The 15773-nt window shown below is 44.0% G+C and carries 18 protein-coding genes and 1 tRNA gene; 14 read left to right on the top strand and 5 right to left on the bottom strand.

Annotated features, from left to right (window positions below; genetic code table 11):
- Window positions 1-8: 8 nt before the first annotated feature.
- Complete coding sequence (locus NLZ44_RS15280; RefSeq protein ID WP_006668449.1) at window positions 9-926, top strand: tRNA (5-methylaminomethyl-2-thiouridine)(34)-methyltransferase MnmD; 918 nt, start codon at window positions 9-11, stop codon at window positions 924-926.
- Between the two features lie 46 nt (window positions 927-972).
- Window positions 973-2340, top strand: coding sequence for a bifunctional UDP-N-acetylglucosamine diphosphorylase/glucosamine-1-phosphate N-acetyltransferase GlmU (gene glmU, locus NLZ44_RS15275; protein ID WP_111890729.1), 1368 nt, complete (start codon window positions 973-975; stop codon window positions 2338-2340).
- A gap of 64 nt (window positions 2341-2404) precedes the next feature.
- Here glmU and NLZ44_RS15270 read toward each other — a convergent pair whose 3' ends face one another.
- Complete coding sequence (locus NLZ44_RS15270; protein ID WP_008053127.1) at window positions 2405-3337, bottom strand: DUF1517 domain-containing protein; 933 nt, start codon at window positions 3335-3337, stop codon at window positions 2405-2407.
- Between the two features lie 2 nt (window positions 3338-3339).
- Here NLZ44_RS15270 and NLZ44_RS15265 point away from each other — a divergent pair, with 2 nt between their 5' ends.
- The 4 genes from NLZ44_RS15265 (at window position 3340) to NLZ44_RS15250 (ending at window position 9509) form a co-directional block, all read left to right on the top strand.
- Complete coding sequence (locus NLZ44_RS15265) at window positions 3340-3525, top strand: hypothetical protein (RefSeq protein WP_008053128.1); 186 nt, start codon at window positions 3340-3342, stop codon at window positions 3523-3525.
- Complete coding sequence (locus NLZ44_RS15260; protein ID WP_008053129.1) at window positions 3525-4124, top strand: hypothetical protein; 600 nt, start codon at window positions 3525-3527, stop codon at window positions 4122-4124. The genes NLZ44_RS15265 and NLZ44_RS15260 overlap by 1 nt, the downstream gene beginning before the upstream one ends.
- Before the next feature lie 22 nt (window positions 4125-4146).
- The gene (locus tag NLZ44_RS15255) at window positions 4147-7605 is read left to right on the top strand and encodes an AAA-like domain-containing protein (protein ID WP_493750345.1); all 3459 of its coding nucleotides are present in this window, start codon (window positions 4147-4149) and stop codon (window positions 7603-7605) included.
- Window positions 7606-7703: 98 nt separating this feature from the next.
- Window positions 7704-9509, top strand: a complete 1806-nt coding sequence (locus NLZ44_RS15250; RefSeq protein WP_493750344.1) for an ABC transporter ATP-binding protein — start codon at window positions 7704-7706, stop codon at window positions 9507-9509.
- A 17-nt stretch (window positions 9510-9526) separates the two neighbouring features.
- Here the strand turns inward: NLZ44_RS15250 and NLZ44_RS15245 are convergent, their stop codons facing one another.
- Together NLZ44_RS15245 and NLZ44_RS15240 are read right to left on the bottom strand one after the other, a co-directional pair.
- Window positions 9527-10357, bottom strand: a complete 831-nt coding sequence (locus tag NLZ44_RS15245; RefSeq protein WP_006669825.1) for a tetratricopeptide repeat protein — start codon at window positions 10355-10357, stop codon at window positions 9527-9529.
- Window positions 10358-10418: 61 nt separating this feature from the next.
- Window positions 10419-11024, bottom strand: a complete 606-nt coding sequence (locus NLZ44_RS15240; RefSeq protein ID WP_006623836.1) for a hypothetical protein — start codon at window positions 11022-11024, stop codon at window positions 10419-10421.
- A gap of 119 nt (window positions 11025-11143) precedes the next feature.
- Here NLZ44_RS15240 and NLZ44_RS15235 point away from each other — a divergent pair.
- Window positions 11144-11228, top strand: a tRNA-Ser gene (locus NLZ44_RS15235).
- 269 nt (window positions 11229-11497) lie between these two features.
- Here NLZ44_RS15235 and NLZ44_RS15230 read toward each other — a convergent pair.
- Both NLZ44_RS15230 and NLZ44_RS15225 read right to left on the bottom strand, forming a co-directional pair.
- On the bottom strand, window positions 11498-11839 hold the full coding sequence (locus NLZ44_RS15230; protein ID WP_493750343.1) for a hypothetical protein: 342 nt from the start codon (window positions 11837-11839) through the stop codon (window positions 11498-11500).
- 523 nt (window positions 11840-12362) lie between these two features.
- Window positions 12363-12533 carry a ribbon-helix-helix domain-containing protein gene (locus NLZ44_RS15225; protein WP_006623838.1) on the bottom strand — a complete coding sequence of 57 codons (171 nt, stop codon included), beginning with the start codon at window positions 12531-12533 and terminating at the stop codon, window positions 12363-12365.
- A 117-nt stretch (window positions 12534-12650) separates the two neighbouring features.
- Between NLZ44_RS15225 and NLZ44_RS15220 the strand changes: the two genes are divergently transcribed.
- The 7 genes from NLZ44_RS15220 (at window position 12651) to NLZ44_RS15190 (ending at window position 15610) form a co-directional block, all read left to right on the top strand.
- On the top strand, window positions 12651-13577 hold the full coding sequence (locus NLZ44_RS15220) for a hypothetical protein (protein ID WP_493750342.1): 927 nt from the start codon (window positions 12651-12653) through the stop codon (window positions 13575-13577).
- Window positions 13574-13732: a hypothetical protein gene (locus NLZ44_RS15215; RefSeq protein ID WP_006623840.1), complete on the top strand. Its 159-nt coding sequence runs from the start codon at window positions 13574-13576 to the stop codon at window positions 13730-13732. Before NLZ44_RS15220 ends, NLZ44_RS15215 begins: the two co-directional genes overlap by 4 nt.
- Window positions 13729-13932 carry a hypothetical protein gene (locus tag NLZ44_RS15210; protein WP_493750341.1) on the top strand — a complete coding sequence of 68 codons (204 nt, stop codon included), beginning with the start codon at window positions 13729-13731 and terminating at the stop codon, window positions 13930-13932. The genes NLZ44_RS15215 and NLZ44_RS15210 overlap by 4 nt, the downstream gene beginning before the upstream one ends.
- 89 nt (window positions 13933-14021) lie before the next feature.
- The gene (locus tag NLZ44_RS15205) at window positions 14022-14507 is read left to right on the top strand and encodes a hypothetical protein (RefSeq protein ID WP_048895224.1); all 486 of its coding nucleotides are present in this window, start codon (window positions 14022-14024) and stop codon (window positions 14505-14507) included.
- A 56-nt stretch (window positions 14508-14563) separates the two neighbouring features.
- Window positions 14564-14824, top strand: a complete 261-nt coding sequence (locus NLZ44_RS15200) for a hypothetical protein (RefSeq protein WP_006669821.1) — start codon at window positions 14564-14566, stop codon at window positions 14822-14824.
- Complete coding sequence (locus NLZ44_RS15195) at window positions 14815-15438, top strand: hypothetical protein (RefSeq protein ID WP_273248344.1); 624 nt, start codon at window positions 14815-14817, stop codon at window positions 15436-15438. The genes NLZ44_RS15200 and NLZ44_RS15195 overlap by 10 nt, the downstream gene beginning before the upstream one ends.
- The gene (locus tag NLZ44_RS15190; RefSeq protein WP_493750340.1) at window positions 15428-15610 is read left to right on the top strand and encodes a hypothetical protein; all 183 of its coding nucleotides are present in this window, start codon (window positions 15428-15430) and stop codon (window positions 15608-15610) included. The genes NLZ44_RS15195 and NLZ44_RS15190 overlap by 11 nt, the downstream gene beginning before the upstream one ends.
- Window positions 15611-15773: the final 163 nt, after the last annotated feature.

Below are 15773 nucleotides of genomic sequence, written 5' to 3'. Positions count from 1 at the left end.
TTCAAGATATGATTACCAGAGATACCCAACGGTTAAACATGATGTCGGCACCGCAGGATTTACCCCTACAGCCTACCGAGGATGGTTCTTTTACATTTTTTTCCCCAGAATTTGGGGAGGCTTTCCATAGTCGTTTTGGCGCGAAGGGAGAGGCAAAAAGTAAATTTGTCGAACCCCTGAATTTAGCGGCTAAAGCTACAGCACCCAGTCTGAAAATCTTGGATATTTGCTATGGTTTGGGATATAATACGGCAGCGGCTTTAGCTGCTATTTGGGAAGTTAACCCTCATTGTCAAGTTGAAATCATCGGATTAGAATTAGATCAGGGAGTCCCCCAAAGGGCGATCGCCCAAGGTTTATTAAATGATTATCCGCTTCCTATTCCCGAATATCTCAAGACTCTGGGGACTCAATTACAGGTAACATCCCATAACCTCCAAGCCACACTGCTAATTGGTGATGCTAGACAGACGTTAAAACAGGTCTATGATTCCGGTTTTCAGGCTGATGCTATTTGTCTTGACCCCTTTTCTCCCCCCACCTGTCCGGGACTGTGGACGGTGGAATTTTTGGCTATGGTGGCTCAATGTCTAAAACCTGACGGACGTTTAGCCACTTATTCCTGTGCGGCGGCGGTGCGAACTGCTTTAATGATGGCAGGATTAGCGATCGCTTCTAGTACCCCCTTTGGTCGCCGCGCCCCAGGAACGATCGCCAGTTGGGACGGGGTAGGTTTACCACCTCTAAGCGAAAAGGAACTGGAACAGCTTAACACCCGCGCGGCTATCCCCTATCGTGACCCGAATTTGGGCGATCGCCACCAGTCAATTATAGACCGCCGCCAAACGGAACAAGCCACCTCACCCCTAGAACCTAGTAGCCACTGGAAAAAACGCTGGATTTCAGCTACTATAGACAACCAGTAATTTTGAGTCCGGGGCAAATTTAAAGACCCTATAAGTATTAAAACCGATGGTAGCAGTAGCAATTCTAGCAGCAGGACGAGGAACCCGCATGAAATCTGACCTTCCCAAGGTCTTACATGAGTTGGGAGGGCGATCGCTTGTCGAATGGGTTTTAGAAAGCGCCCGAGACTTACAACCCTTACGAAAGTTGGTGATTGTCGGTTATGGCGGCGATCAAGTCCAGACTTCTCTGGTGGCGAAATATCCAGACGCAGGCTTAGAATTTGTCGAACAGAAACAACAGTTAGGTACTGGTCACGCTATCCAACAGGTTTTACCCTATTTACAGGATTTTACTGGGGATTTACTGGTTCTTAACGGGGATGTGCCACTACTGAGACCCCACACCCTGCAACAGTTGATGACGATTCATAAACAACAGGGAAATGCTGCTACTATTTTAACGGCGAATTTGCCGAATCCCACCGGATACGGTCGAGTTTTTTGTGATAGTAAAAACCTGGTTAAAGAAATTGTCGAACATCGCGATTGTACGGAAGCGCAAAAGCAAAATCATCGCATAAATGCGGGGGTTTATTGTTTTAATTGGCAGGCTTTAGCTAAAATTCTGCCCCATTTAAAAGCAGACAACGACCAACAGGAATATTATTTAACTGATACGGTTCATGACCTCGATCCGGTTATGGCGGTTGATGTGGAAGATTTCCGGGAAATTATGGGTATCAATAATCGTCGCCATTTAGCCGCCGCCCATGAGGTGCTTCAAGAATGGATTAAAGAAGGGTGGATGGATGCAGGGGTAACTTTGATAGACCCTGATAGTATTACTATTGATGATACGGTGCAATTGGAACCAGATGTAATTATTGAACCACAAACTCACCTGCGAGGAAAAACTCTGATTAGGTCGGGAAGTCGTATCGGACCGGGAACTTTAATTGAGAATAGCGAAATCGGGGAAAATGTGACGGTTTTATATTCGGTGATTTCTGATAGCACGATCGCCTCTAATACCCGTATCGGTCCATATACCCATTTACGAGGTCATGCTAACATAGCTGAGGGTTGCCGAATTGGCAACTTTGTGGAGTTAAAAAATGCGGAAGTCGGACCAAAAACTAATATTGCCCATTTATCCTATATTGGGGATGCGACCCTAGGGGAAAAAGTTAATATTGGCGCGGGAACTATTACGGCTAATTATGATGGATTTAAGAAACATCACACCACTATAGGCGATCGCACTAAAACTGGCTCTAACAGCGTCATAGTTGCCCCTGTAACCCTCGGAAATGATGTGACAGTAGCAGCAGGGTCTGTGATTACTAATGACGTGCCAGACGACTCCTTAGCGATCGCCAGAGAAAGGCAAATCGTCAAACATAATTGGCGATCGAACCAGCCACAGGATTAAATGGGATTAAATAGGTGCGTCAACTCCACACCAGCCGTGATGATTTGACGCACCGGACGACAGCCTAAACCAATCTGAGATTAGGATAGTAAGCCAAAATATCATCAGTGCTAAGGGTATCGCCACTGGCTTGGGGAGTCCAAAGAACTTCGATCGCCAATAGCTGTTCACTACCAATGGAACCTAAACGACTGATCGCCTGTCTCAAATCCTGGGAACTTTCAATTTTAGGCAATTCAAGCTGACCCAAAACTCCCACAACTAGGGTGACAATAATATATTCCCCTGGATTTTCGGTAGCATCTTGACTGACGATCGCTCCTTTGTCATCAGTAGCAGAAATGCGCTGATTATTGAAGTTTGAGAGAGTTTCTTCGGTAAACTTACTACGTTCTGCGATCGCCAACTGATTAAATTTCGCTTCCGCCGAATTTAAACGCATCCGATCCGCCTCACTCGCACCATAGACCCAATATTCTGGGTGACGTAGTAGGGCTAAAGTCGCTTCCTGAAGGACTTGGGCGCGACCTTCTGGGGTTCCGGTGTCAGCAGTGGCCGCGAGGCGCGCGAGGTCCTGTTGGAGGTAGCGACCCTCAGCTAATAAACCCACCTGTACCTCAGCCACGGAAACTGTGGGATTATTATATTCGGCTTCTTGGACTCCTTCACCGACAGCGCGGAAACTTCTCACGATAAAATTGGCAATGGCCACGAAAATCAGGATAGAAAATAGTCCTCCGAAACCGCCAAAACCAAAGAAGGGAAGTAAAAATGGAAATCCAAACCCACCGCGGCCGTAATATCCACCCCCTGGGGCTTGTCTGGGACTGGGGGCTAGTGTGCGACTGGGGGCGCGAAATGAACCACCGCCAATCCGACCGCCACTCCTGGCTGCTAGGGCGCTGTCAGCATGGCTAAATCCTAGGGTGATAATCAGGGCGATCGCTATTAGTGGTTTAAAAAACGGTTTAACAATTGCCAACAAATTTTTCAACATAAATGATCCTAATGTCTGCTTGGGACTGGAATTTGATCGAGGTTAGCATCAATTGTATTTCTTCCGGCGATCGCTTATCCAGTCGATATATCTACTACTTTAACGCCTCTAGCGTAACTGCTACAGCCGATCCAAGGTACGGACTTCCCCAATATAGGGGAGATATCCGCACCTTACCAGATTATTAATGGTTGATTATACCGTTGTGTCAGTTTTGAGCCAACTGGCGGTCAGTTTGGGGGCTATGGGACTAATGGTGGGAGTCAGGGTGTCTGATGGACAACAACAGACTCCTAGAATTTTACCTGTCCAACAAATTATATCCCCAAATCCACGATGTCCGGTAGATTTAAACCAGTTACTCACTGAGTTGGTGGTGGATTTACCCGCCTATGCTAACCGTGTGATTACGCGATCGCCACCTACCAACCATTTACAGGATATCCCTACATCAGTGATTTTAGCCACCAGTTTACCCCCAGAAACTATACCTGTTTCTGAGCATTTACCCACCGATTTACCTACTGGTGATGATATTGATTTGGGCTTCATTGTTACCCGTGAAAGGTTGTATATTAATAATAGGATGCTCGTGATTCAACGCTATCATTGGTTATTCTTGCGTTCAACTCCTAACGGGTGGGAATTAGTGAAAATGTTATCTAAATCAGACCCTTATCCTGGTTACAGGATTTTACCCCAGCCTTGGGATAGTAGCCAAAGTGCGATCGCCCGCGCCATTCGCCTCTGGCTGCGAGACTGTCAATGGCGGACAGTCCCCAGATAAAAATGACTAAGAGGTTTTGATTATGTATCAAGTTGGTGGTAGCTTAGAGCGTAATGCTGAGAGTTATGTAGAAAGAAAAGCCGACCGAGAACTTTATCAACATTTGAAAGCTGGAAAGTTTTGTTATGTTCTTAACTCTCGTCAAATGGGGAAATCCTCCTTATTGGCTCAGACAAGATACCGCTTAGAACTAGACGGATTTCGATGTTCTAGTATTGACTTAACCCTAGTAGGTCAAGACCAGATTACTTCTGCACAGTGGTATAAAGGTATTATTGTTGAATTACTCAGAGGATTTAAGTTATGGGAAAAATTCCAATTTTTTAAAGCCTGGTGGCAAAATCAAGATAACCTTTCCCCAGTACAGAAATTAGGCTATTTTATTGATGATATCTTATTGCCAGAAATACCCCACAAAAATCTGGTCATTTTTATAGACGAGATTGATAGTATGTTAAGCCTGGATTTCCCCTCTGATGATTTTTGGGCGTTGATCCGTTTTTTGTATAATCAAAGGGCCATTAATCCTGAATATAATCGCCTCACTTTTGCCATTTTTGGAGTAGCTACACCCTCCGATTTGATTCAAGACCGGACTCGGACACCTTTTAATGTTGGTAAAGCCATAGATTTAACAGGTTTTACCCTCTCAGAAGCACAGATATTAGCCCAAGGATTAAATATCACAGGTGGCGACAAAATAGCAGTTATTGAACGCATTTTATTTTGGACTAATGGGCAGCCTTTTTTAACGCAAAAAGTTTGTGATTTAATTAATCAAATTAATTTGATAGTCAATAATGCACCTGTGTTCATTAAGCCGGGAGAAGAAAGCCAGTTTATCGATGAAATAATTGGGAGTAAAATCATCTATAAATGGCAAGAACAAGACCAGCCAGAGCATTTAATGACTATCTTAAACCGAATCAAGTACAGGGTAGATATCATCCCTAAAATGCTAGGAATTTATCAAAAATTGCTAGAAAAAAGCCCGGTAGAAGTTGATAATACCCGCGAACAATCAGAGTTAATTCTGTCGGGATTAGTTATTAAAAATGAAGGAAATTTACAGATAAGAAACCTCATTTATCAAACTATATTTGATTCCACTTGGGCTGCTCAAGAGTTAGCAAATATTCGCCCCTATTCTCAGCTTTTAGATTCTTGGGTTAAATCTGACAAAAATGATGTGTCTCGATTACTAACCGGACAAGCGTTAATAGATGCTAAAAATTGGGCTCATTCCCGGAGTTTAAGTGACTTAGATTATCAATTTTTAGCCGCCAGTCAAGAACTAGAAGAACAGCAAATCAAAACCCGTTTAGAAGCTGCTAGAGTCCAAGAAATCAATAACCGACTCGCTCAAGAAAAAAAAGTCGCAAAATTGCAGCGGCTACTGTTACTGATAGCCACGGTAGCTTTGACCATTTCCTCTGGGTTAGGTGTCTTGGTATGGCGACAAAATCAGCAAGTACGGATTAGTGAAATTAGAGCCTTAGCATCTTCTTCTCATGGTTTATTAGCCTCCCATAACCAGTTAGATGCTATGGTGGATGCTATTAAGGCTAAACGTCGTTTAGAGGGTTTAGGCAAAGTTGATAGCTACACTGAATCCCAAGTTACATTTGCTTTAAATAATGCCATTTATAATAGCAATGAATTTAATCGTTTAATTGGTCATAAAGGCTCGGTTTTGAGTGTAGATATTAGCAGTGATGGTCAGTTAATTGCTACGGCTAGTAATGATAAAACTGTGAAAATTTGGCGGCAAGATGGAACCTTAATTAATACCCTACAACATTCGGGAACAGTCCATCGTGTGGCTTTCAGCCCTGACGGTAATTTGGTGGTTTCTGCTAGTTTAGATGGTCAGGTAAAACTGTGGAATGTAGATGGTGAATTATGGCAAAATATACAAGCTCATGATGCGGCAGTTTGGGGAATCAACTTTAGTCCTAATGGTCAAATTATCGCTTCTGCTAGTGGCGATCGCACTGTTAAATTATGGCTACTAGACGGCACATTATTAACAACTTTGACAGGACATACAACCATTGTTTGGAATGTGGCTTTTGATCAAACCAGTCAAATAGTAGCTTCTGTCAGCGTTGATGGTTTAATCAAATTATGGAGTATCGATGGCAGATTATTAAACACCATAGAAGCACATCAAGCAGCAATTTGGGATGTAGCCTTTTGTTATGATACCAATTTACTGGTCTCTGTCAGCACAGATAAAACAGCTAAAATCTGGACAATAGATGGCACCTTGGTGAGAACTATGCAGGAAAAAGATGTAATTCTTGGGGTTGATTGTAGTGCTAATGGTGAATTCATTGCCACCAGTGGTACAAATAATACAGTAACCATTTGGAAAACAGACGGCACTTTTATGAAAACCTTACAACGACATAATGCCGTGGTTAGAGGTGTGGCATTAAGCGCTAATGGTTTGATGGCTGCTTCCGCTAGTGATGATGGAACCGTCAAACTATGGCGACGTAACGCATATTTATTACAACCCCTGTATAATCACGATGATATCCTGTGGAATATAGCCACCAGTGCCGATAATCAATTGATTGCTTATGGGTCTGGTGATCACACCTATTTAAGACAAACAAATGGTCAGATTTTAAGCATAATTAGTCACTCAGGAAAGTCAAATCGCGCTGTGGCTTTTACTACCGATGCAGATATCTTAGCACTTGGTGCTAATAATGAAGTGCAACTTTGGGATATTAGAAATATCAAAACATCTGCACCCGAACTACTCACCATATTGACGGGACATGAAACATTTGTTTATGCTATTGCTATTAGTCCTGATGGTCAAATGATTGCTTCCGCTGGGGATGATAAAACCATTAAATTATGGACTATTGGAGGGGAACTGATCAATAGTTTTCCGGCTCATAGTGAAAGGATTTGGCAACTAACCTTTAGTCCAGATGGTCAAACTCTTATCTCTGCTAGTGAAGATAAGACTGTCAAATTATGGACTACAGAGGGTGGGCTTGTGAACACCCTAAATCAAGATGGAGTTATTTGGGGAGTTGACATTAATCCTGAAGGAAATTTGATTGCTTCTGCTAGTCGTGATGATACTTTAAAACTGTGGAGATTAGATGGTAGTTTGGTCAGAAAAATTAGAGCGAACAGCGGTGGATTAACCAGGGTTGCCTTTAGTCCAGACGGTAAAAATATCGCCACTGCTGGTGTTAACAATCAGGTAAAATTGTGGAATCTTGAAGGGGAGTTACTCCAAACTTTACCCGGACATGAAGCTATGGTACTCAGCCTAGCATTTACGGCTGATGGTAATTTTTTGGTATCTGGTGGGGATGACCGGACGGTGATTATATGGGATTTAGAGGGAATTAAAAATCTCGATCCTATGGAATATGCCTGCAATTGGGTTGGGGATTATCTGCGGACTAATGTGGAGGTAGAAGATAGCGATCGCCTTTTGTGTCCCTAAAATCTCAGCCCTTCATTGTGCATATATCTGATTTTTGGGTATAATCATTATTTACACTTGTTAACTTAGTTTCTGCTGACCCACCATTATCATTAACAATGCTTTCATCTCAACAACAAAGAAGCCTAGAAACGGACTGGCGGCTATTTTTGCGATTGCGAGACTATGCCAAACGACATAGAAAACTGTTGGCGATCGCTATTATTTTACTCATTCCTCTCTCTATTTCTAGTGCGATCCAACCTATTTTGATTGGACAAACTATTTCACTAATTCGCCAAGAACCCACCTATAAATTTTTAGAGGGATTATCCCTATCAGCAGGCTTAAATCTCTTAGCTTTCCTGTTATTATTGACAATTTCCCTCAGATTTACCCTTCAGGCTATCGAAGGATATGTCGTCCAAACCGTTGGACAAAAAATGACCGCAGATATTCGTAACGATTTATTTGACCATGTTACCTCTTTAGCTGTCAGATTTTTTGACCGCACTCCTGTGGGAAAACTCATTACTCGTCTCACCAGTGATGTCGATGCTTTGGGGGATGTATTCTCTACTGGTGCTATTGGCATTATTAGCGATTTATTCTCGATTGTAGTAATTGCGATCGCCATGTTTAGCCTTCAGTGGCAGTTGGCTTTAATGTTGGTTTTATCTATGTTCCCCGTCACGGCAATAATTATCTATTTTCAACAACAATATCGCACCGCTAATTATAAAGCACGGGAGGAACTCTCCGACCTCAACGCACAACTACAAGAGAATTTGATTGGTATTGGAGTCGTGCAACTATTTCGCCGGGAACGTTACAATGCCGAGTTATTTCACATCACCAATAAGCGTTATATTAAAGCAGTTGATAAAACCATTTTTTATGATTCCGCTGTCTCGGCAACCTTAGAATGGATTGCCCTAATAGCGATCGCCGCCGTCCTCTGGTTTGGAGGCAAACAAGTATTAAATCAAACCCTCAGCTTTGGCATACTTTCCACCTTTATACTATTCGCCCAACGTCTATTTGACCCCCTCCGACAATTTGCCGATAAATTTACCGCTATTCAAGCCGGTTTAACTGCTGTGGAAAGGATTAATGACATTCTGAACCAACCCATAGAAATCCGCGACCCCGAAATCGGAAAAGCCAGTGTTTTACCAACTAATAAATATGAGGCGATCGGCGAAATCAAATTTGAAAACGTCTATTTTGCCTATAAAAATGATGAATATGTAATCCAAAACCTTAATTTCACTATTCATCCTGGGGAAAAAGTCGCCCTAGTCGGACCTACTGGTGCTGGCAAAAGTTCTATTATTCGGCTATTATGTCGTTTATACGAACCTAGTCGCGGTCGCATTTTAATCGATGGCATTGATATCCGTGATTTACCTCAAGCCGAATTACGTCGCCATGTGGGGGTAATCTTACAAGATGGGTTTCTATTCGCCGGAGATGTTAAAAGTAATATTACCCTGGGGGAAACCTATACAATCGATGCCATTCGACAGGCGGCGGAAAAGACGAATGTATCTCAGTTTATTGAGGCTTTACCCGAAGGTTATGATACCGAACTTAGGGAAAGAGGCACTAATCTTTCCAGTGGTCAAAAACAGCTTTTAGCTTTTGCTAGGGTAGCCATTAGAAACCCGCAAATCTTAGTTTTAGATGAAGCGACTGCTAACCTAGATGTGATGACAGAATCCCTAATTCAGGATGCCCTTGATCGGATGTTAGTCGGCAAAACTGCCATTATTATTGCCCACCGTTTATCAACGATTAAAAATGTCGATCGCATTTTAGTTTTACAGCGAGGAAGACTGATAGAGTCCGGTTCCCATGACCAATTATTAAACCAGGGCGGACTCTACGCCAGTCTGTATCAGTTACAGATGTTAGGTTCGTGATCCTCGGCAATTTCCGCCTATTTGAGATTCAAAAATCTGTCTAAGGCTGCCACCAAAGCGGGAGGCCAACGACGGATATTAGCTACCCAATCAATATCTCGATAACGGGGGTCTAATCCAATGGCTGCTACCCAATTACTTTCGGCTTCCCCTATTTTACCACTATCCCACAAACAGGCGGTTAAAGCTGCCCGCATATCGGCAAAATTGGGGTATTTCCGAATCAGATTTTTGATGTTGCGGATAGCTTCTTTAGTCTCACCAGTCTGATACAAAGCCAGGGCGTAGTTAGCCCTAGCAAAAGCATAGTTAGGGTCTAATTCCGCCGCCTGGAAATAGTCGGCGATCGCCGCTTCCCAGTTTTCTTGTCCGGCTTCCGCATTACCTCGATTATTATAGGCGATCGCATCAGAGGGACTTAACTCTAAAGTCCGATTATAATCAGCGATCGCATCAGACCAACGCCCCAAACCCTCATAAGCCACTCCCCGGTTAAGGTAAGGGTCCGCAGCCGTCGGCGCTAATTCAATAGCCCGGTTATAGTCCCCTATGGCTTCCGTGAGGCGGTTTTGGCTAACTCGGATATTACCTCGGTTACTCCACATAGCCGGGTTATCCGGGTAACGATTAATAATTTCAGTCCAGTAATTCTCAGCTTCCGCAAACCGTCCCGCTTGGCTAGTCGCAAAAGCCCTCTCTAGTAGTTCATCCAATGATAAAGTAGAGATTTCCGCTACCGTTTCCCCCACGGTGTCAGTAGCAGCCCAGGCTAAATTATATGGCGATACTACCCCTAGCCATAGCCAGCAAAATACCACGGTTAGAAAAAGTATCAATCGGCGCATCATCAAAAAAAAGCCACAACAATCTGAAATTATACCGAAGTTAGCCACATATTGACCAGCTACGTCAGACTTTTACCCATAGCGCCAACCCTCCCCCTCGACCTCTGGCGGCGATGAAGTTTTCTTGAATTAGGAAATAGGCAAAAAAAGCCTGGTCTTTAACTAGGCGTTGATAAAAACTTTCCTCGCTAGTTTTCCCCCCACGAATATAGTTATCATAAAGTTTTATCCCCACGGCTTCCACGGCTAGACGGGTAAAATCAAAAGCCAGAATATCATTTTTGTCCAAAAACTTAGCCGGACCGCTAACAGTTAATGTCATTAGTCCGACTTGGATTTTGTTTTCGATTCTACCAGCTTCAAAGGTTTGGCGATCGCCGCTTTCCACCCCCGAAACTGGGGAATAGTTTAATAATACACTAACTAAGCCCGGCAGATAACGACCCGGCCCCATAATCACCCCTGCTTTAGCGCGAGTTTTTTTGGTTCCGGTAATGAAATATAATTGCCAACACCCACACAAACTCTCGAAGGGGTGCGGTTTCCGATTTTGGCGACCCGCCTTTTCCGCGGCCAATAAAGCATTAACCACCTGGTCAGGAGAAAGGCGATCGCCCCGAGATTTTAGCGATCGCGCCGTTTGGTCTAGGATGTCCAGATATTCAGCCAAGGTTCTGATTTCATCAAGATATGATAATTATCTCTTATATCATTTATTCGCATACCAAGACAAACTGATGGCTAATCTCAGCAGCTTTATGTTATGATAGTCAATGCTCACATCCCCTTGGAGAGGTGGCAGAGTGGTCGATCGCGCTCGACTTGAAATCGAGTGAGCCGAAAGGTTCCGTGGGTTCAAATCCCACCCTCTCCGTTGTTTCAGCCCCTAAACAAATACTTTTGGCTATAATTTGGCTATAATTTGGCTATAAATTTAGGCGATTATAGCCAAAACAATTTTTCAAAAAATCACCCCCCCGCCCCCATCCACAAAATATAATCCGTTCCTTATATATGCGTTAGCCAAACGGATTGCTATTGTACAGTGGTTAAATTTTGGGGCTAGATACAAACCACAGCCAACCTGTACCATGTCGCCTCCAAAACTGCCATAATATCAATGTACATTGATACATGAGAAGATTAACGGGAGCCTTTTCGCCTCAATTTGACATCAACTCCTAACAGCGTCAGAGCCTTGGTAATCTCCAATTTGATCGCGCCTCCATTACCAGCCTTCATTTGTGTAGCAGCCAGGAGGATATCAATTATCTGTTGGCGGCTCTGATCAGACAGAAGCTCACCGACTGCCTGGTGGTTGCCATTACTGTTTGCTGGTTTCTCAATCACATCACCCTGATCCAAACGATGAGCGATCGCCAATAGTTCATCTGCAAATACATCAGGAACTCGGATCGCGCGGGTCGGGGTGTTGATCCATTTGGGTTGTTTTAAACCACTGGTATCAGGATTGTAGTTTGCCATAATTATCCTACACCTCTATCATTGTACATTGATAATGCTATCATTGTACATTGATAGCAGTCAAGTAGGCGATCGCACTTTGCGCCCTATTGTCCAATAATCTGGCCATATATTAGCCACTTGTCTTAGGTGATTACTGTATCAATGTACATTGATAATCTGATAGGCGATCGCCTCAACCCTAAACCCACCAATCGCCAACAATCATCCTGTCCCCATCAACCCGTCAAGAGTAGGCCCAAAACATAAAACGGGCCATTTTTGTATACAGTCAGTAATGGATTGAAAAAAAATCACAAATTTTTATTTTTGGGTGTCCTGCCTGTCCACTGTGGCTGTAACTGCTATAGCAAGGGAGTTACAAGGTGGACAGGCAGGAAAAATTCTGCCTGTCCTCTGCCTGTCTGCCTGTCCACTTCTGTTGGACAAAAAAATACCCGACCTGGTGCGATCGGGGGTTGGTGATTGTGTATTGATTGAAACTGCTATTAGAAAAACGCCCGCACAGACAAGGAGTGGGTTTTCAAATCTCACCCTTGTTCTTGGCTTCCTCAATTTCCAACTGCAACAGGCGGCGGATAAGGCTTGAAAGAGATCTTTGTCTCTTCTCTGCCAATTTTTTACCCTCTTCTAACATCTGTTCATCCAGGTAAACCTGTAGCTTTGGCTTGTTGCTAGGCACTGTGGCAGTCATATAGGTATTACTCCAATTCTACTCTTACTCAAAAAAATATGCTAGGGGTATTTACAGAGCATTCACCTTTATGTTACAGTTAATTTACCGAAAGGTCAAACACAAAATAACCCACTGGTGTCAGCCGCCAAGCAAGCCACCAGTGGGTCTGAAAACCCCTTTACAGGAGTAACTATGACTTTAGCAGAACTTAAAGCTAATGCGATCGCCCTAGGATTGTCAAAAGATGATATCCGCCAGTTTGGCGACCTGCGTTCAAAATCCACTTGGGAAGCCGCTATTGCCCAAGCCGAATCCGAAGCCGTACCAGAGGCCGAGCCTATCCCCGAATTTTTGCCAAACCAGGCTATGGTCAACCCCTTACATCAGGTTGAATCCGACCCCACCCAACAGCCAGAAAATCAATGTACATTGAAAGAATCGGAGAATCATTGCCGCTACCAACAAGATGTAATTTTGGTTACAGGGGCCTGTAATGGTATTGAGGAAGTTATTAGCTCTGGTGTTGGCATTAAAGAGGCGAAACACATTGCCGATCAAGTTAACTTAACTTTTGGTCAGCAAATCATAATCCGAGATCCTGATGGTAGTAGTCAGATATTCTACCGTCGCCACGATGATGAGGTTGACCCCGACATCCTGCCCGAACTCAAGGATAAAGACGATCGCTTTGATTGTTGGAGCCCATGGATGAAAGTAGGCGCTAAATTTACTACACCCCGGGGAAACCGCTTTACCATTGTTGGTTTTGACAAGTGGGGGAACTGTCACGCGATCGCCGATGGGGATGAGGAAACCCAAACCTTTCGGCTTAGTCATCTGATTCAGTACACCCCAGAAGCTGACGATGATACCCGTGACGAAATTATTGAAAAATTCCGCCAAGCCGGGGTATCCGATGCCGATATTGCTGAATTGAACGCCGCGCCCCTTTGCGTTACCGGAGCCGCAGTCGTTTTGGGTTTTCTGGAAGGCTTACTTGAGCCAATCCCTGCCACTGGTGTAGTTGTTGGTTTGGTGTTGAGTTTTTTCGCCCTGGGGTGAGGGATGCCGGATGGGTGGGGTTCAAGGCTTCCCTAACTGCCATGGCGATCGCTCTCCTGTGGCTAGGATTCTGGCTAGGGACTGGTGATCTGAGAATCCCCCCCTTTACCCTCACTGTAGATATTGCCAACCCCAACACAGAGCAACAGAAATGAACCCTAAATATGGGCAAATCAAACAGTTAGCCATGAAATTGTATTGTTTCATGCTTTCCCATCCTGAGACGATACCAATTAAATCCGAGTCGGTGCGCCGCCATATTGCAGCACTCTGTTTTGATGCCGCCGCCGATTTCTTGGCAGTCCAAGACCAGTGGATTGAGGAACAAGAATCCTCGGAAAAATCCGGCAATTAACACTTGATAAAAAATGCGATTGCCACGCGAGTGAGGGTGGCTGCCCGTTATCACCAAGCCTGTTAACCATTAGTTAGGAGCAATAAACCATGATTGGATTTCTCAGAGGCGACGATGTAAAAGGTGGAGCGATCGCACCCGTAGAGGGTCAGCATAGCAACCTTGATCAAGGGTCGGTTTTTGTCACCAGCCCGAACGGCATCACTCCCGACAACCCCGGTAGTTGGGAACATTTCCGTTTCGCTCCCGTGCTTGACCGTCCCCGTGTCCTTGATCCGGCCGAAGCCGATGCCCTCACCGACCTGGCTGATGAATCCGATAAGCACGTTGTCAGTACCCGCAAAGGATACCGAGCCTTAAAGCGACTAGATAACAATAGCCGCAAGGTCAACGAATCTTATGAGAAACTCCGTCGCCATCAGGCTGGAAATGAACACAAGATTCAATCGGCTAAACACGATTCTGCCAAATATCTGCACGGATTGCGACCTAAATATGCACGTTTAGGGCAGGGTCTGGAAAAGTCTGCACAACTGGCTGACCAGAAAATTAACGCCCTGATGTCTACTCTGTAATCCCATAAAAATGCCCCCATCATTGGGGGCAAAAATGCTAAAGGAAAGTGAGCAGAATGATTCAATTGTACAGAATTCTTGGATTGATTTTGTTATTTGGTGCTAGTGCTTCCACTGTATCACTGTTGGCTGTTAGCTACCAAAGTTTCCGCCTCCCGGCTTTCTGGCTTGCCTTAATTGCCGCCAGCATCTTGGGTGCAATGGGGGCGATCGCTTACTATCACAAAGGTAAATCTGAGGAATGGTGGCAGTGGTTAGTTTTTGCGATCGCTGTGGCTGCCGTTCTAATTATTGGGGGTGCAATCCAGTGGACGTAATTAATCCCAGCGCCAATAATCAAGCCATTCGGAGCAATTGGAGATTGTTAAACGGCATATCAGTCTTAATAGCAGTTACTGCTACACCAGTTTGGTTTTTTACACCCTTCCTCACCCATCAAAATACCCTAAGATGGTTATCTATTGGCTATGGTATGGGGGGCGGTGCCGGATTACTCTTAACCAGTAATGAATTAGCCAAACTCAAACCAAAAATTACCGCATTAAATAAACAAGAGGAGGCAGACTTTAAGCATTCGGTCGCCAGTTCACTCTATTTAACTCAGCAGACTAACCAGGCAATTGCCGAGTTCCTAAATTTTCAAAGACATGACTCCCTTTATGCCCAACCAGAACTGCTAGAGTCCGCAGTATATGGGGAGTTAAGCGAGTTACCAGAAAAGTTAGAAAGTTCTGAGTTAGCTAGTCAGTTTGAACTTACCGAACTTTCTAAACTTGCCGAACGCTACCGCCAAGCCGTATTAGATGCCTTGGATAAAGGAGTAATAGAATCCAAGATTATCAAAGACATAATAGGGTTAGGCGGTGCTAAATATTCCAAGGGCCGTGCTGTACTTGAGTTAATTAAACAGGATGCAGAATATGACGACTAAATCGCACTACAAAAACTATTTAGCTGTAACCAAATTGCTAGATGGGACTATCTTAATCAACCTTGAGATTGTAATACCTCGGTTTGAGGAAGACCCAGACCATATTAAATGGTTGTGTGAAGCCCACGAATGGTTACGCCCCTATTTTCCTTTTTGGCGTGGAGTGTTTTAAGATGGCTAATCATATTGTGATAAAAATTCCAACTAATCCGAGGTTTAAATATATTTTCTACCTCAGAATTGATGTCTATAGTATTCGGTGGTATGTGGTCAACATACAGTTATCACCGATTAGGTTTCTCTACCCAAACGAACATATAGTTTGGTTGTGTGAA

The sequence above is a fragment of the Arthrospira sp. PCC 9901 genome, assembly GCF_059013425.1.
Note: the sequence above shows the minus strand (reverse complement) of the source record. Positions and strands in the feature narration are given on the sequence as shown.

Excerpts from the sequence above, each read along its gene's own strand:
- NLZ44_RS15260 (WP_008053129.1), top strand. The coding sequence starts at position 3,525 with ATGGTTGATTATACCGTTGTGTCAGTTTTGAGCCAACTGGCGGTCAGT.
- NLZ44_RS15245 (WP_006669825.1), bottom strand. The coding sequence starts at position 10,357 with ATGATGCGCCGATTGATACTTTTTCTAACCGTGGTATTTTGCTGGCTA.
- NLZ44_RS15265 (WP_008053128.1), top strand. The coding sequence starts at position 3,340 with ATGATCCTAATGTCTGCTTGGGACTGGAATTTGATCGAGGTTAGCATC.
- NLZ44_RS15270 (WP_008053127.1), bottom strand. The coding sequence starts at position 3,337 with ATGTTGAAAAATTTGTTGGCAATTGTTAAACCGTTTTTTAAACCACTA.
- NLZ44_RS15225 (WP_006623838.1), bottom strand. The coding sequence starts at position 12,533 with ATGACTGCCACAGTGCCTAGCAACAAGCCAAAGCTACAGGTTTACCTG.
- NLZ44_RS15190 (WP_493750340.1), top strand. The coding sequence starts at position 15,428 with ATGACGACTAAATCGCACTACAAAAACTATTTAGCTGTAACCAAATTG.
- NLZ44_RS15250 (WP_493750344.1), top strand. The coding sequence starts at position 7,704 with ATGCTTTCATCTCAACAACAAAGAAGCCTAGAAACGGACTGGCGGCTA.
- glmU (WP_111890729.1), top strand. The coding sequence starts at position 973 with ATGGTAGCAGTAGCAATTCTAGCAGCAGGACGAGGAACCCGCATGAAA.
- NLZ44_RS15200 (WP_006669821.1), top strand. The coding sequence starts at position 14,564 with ATGATTCAATTGTACAGAATTCTTGGATTGATTTTGTTATTTGGTGCT.
- NLZ44_RS15255 (WP_493750345.1), top strand. The coding sequence starts at position 4,147 with ATGTATCAAGTTGGTGGTAGCTTAGAGCGTAATGCTGAGAGTTATGTA.
- NLZ44_RS15280 (WP_006668449.1), top strand. The coding sequence starts at position 9 with ATGATTACCAGAGATACCCAACGGTTAAACATGATGTCGGCACCGCAG.
- NLZ44_RS15210 (WP_493750341.1), top strand. The coding sequence starts at position 13,729 with ATGAACCCTAAATATGGGCAAATCAAACAGTTAGCCATGAAATTGTAT.
- NLZ44_RS15205 (WP_048895224.1), top strand. The coding sequence starts at position 14,022 with ATGATTGGATTTCTCAGAGGCGACGATGTAAAAGGTGGAGCGATCGCA.
- NLZ44_RS15230 (WP_493750343.1), bottom strand. The coding sequence starts at position 11,839 with ATGGCAAACTACAATCCTGATACCAGTGGTTTAAAACAACCCAAATGG.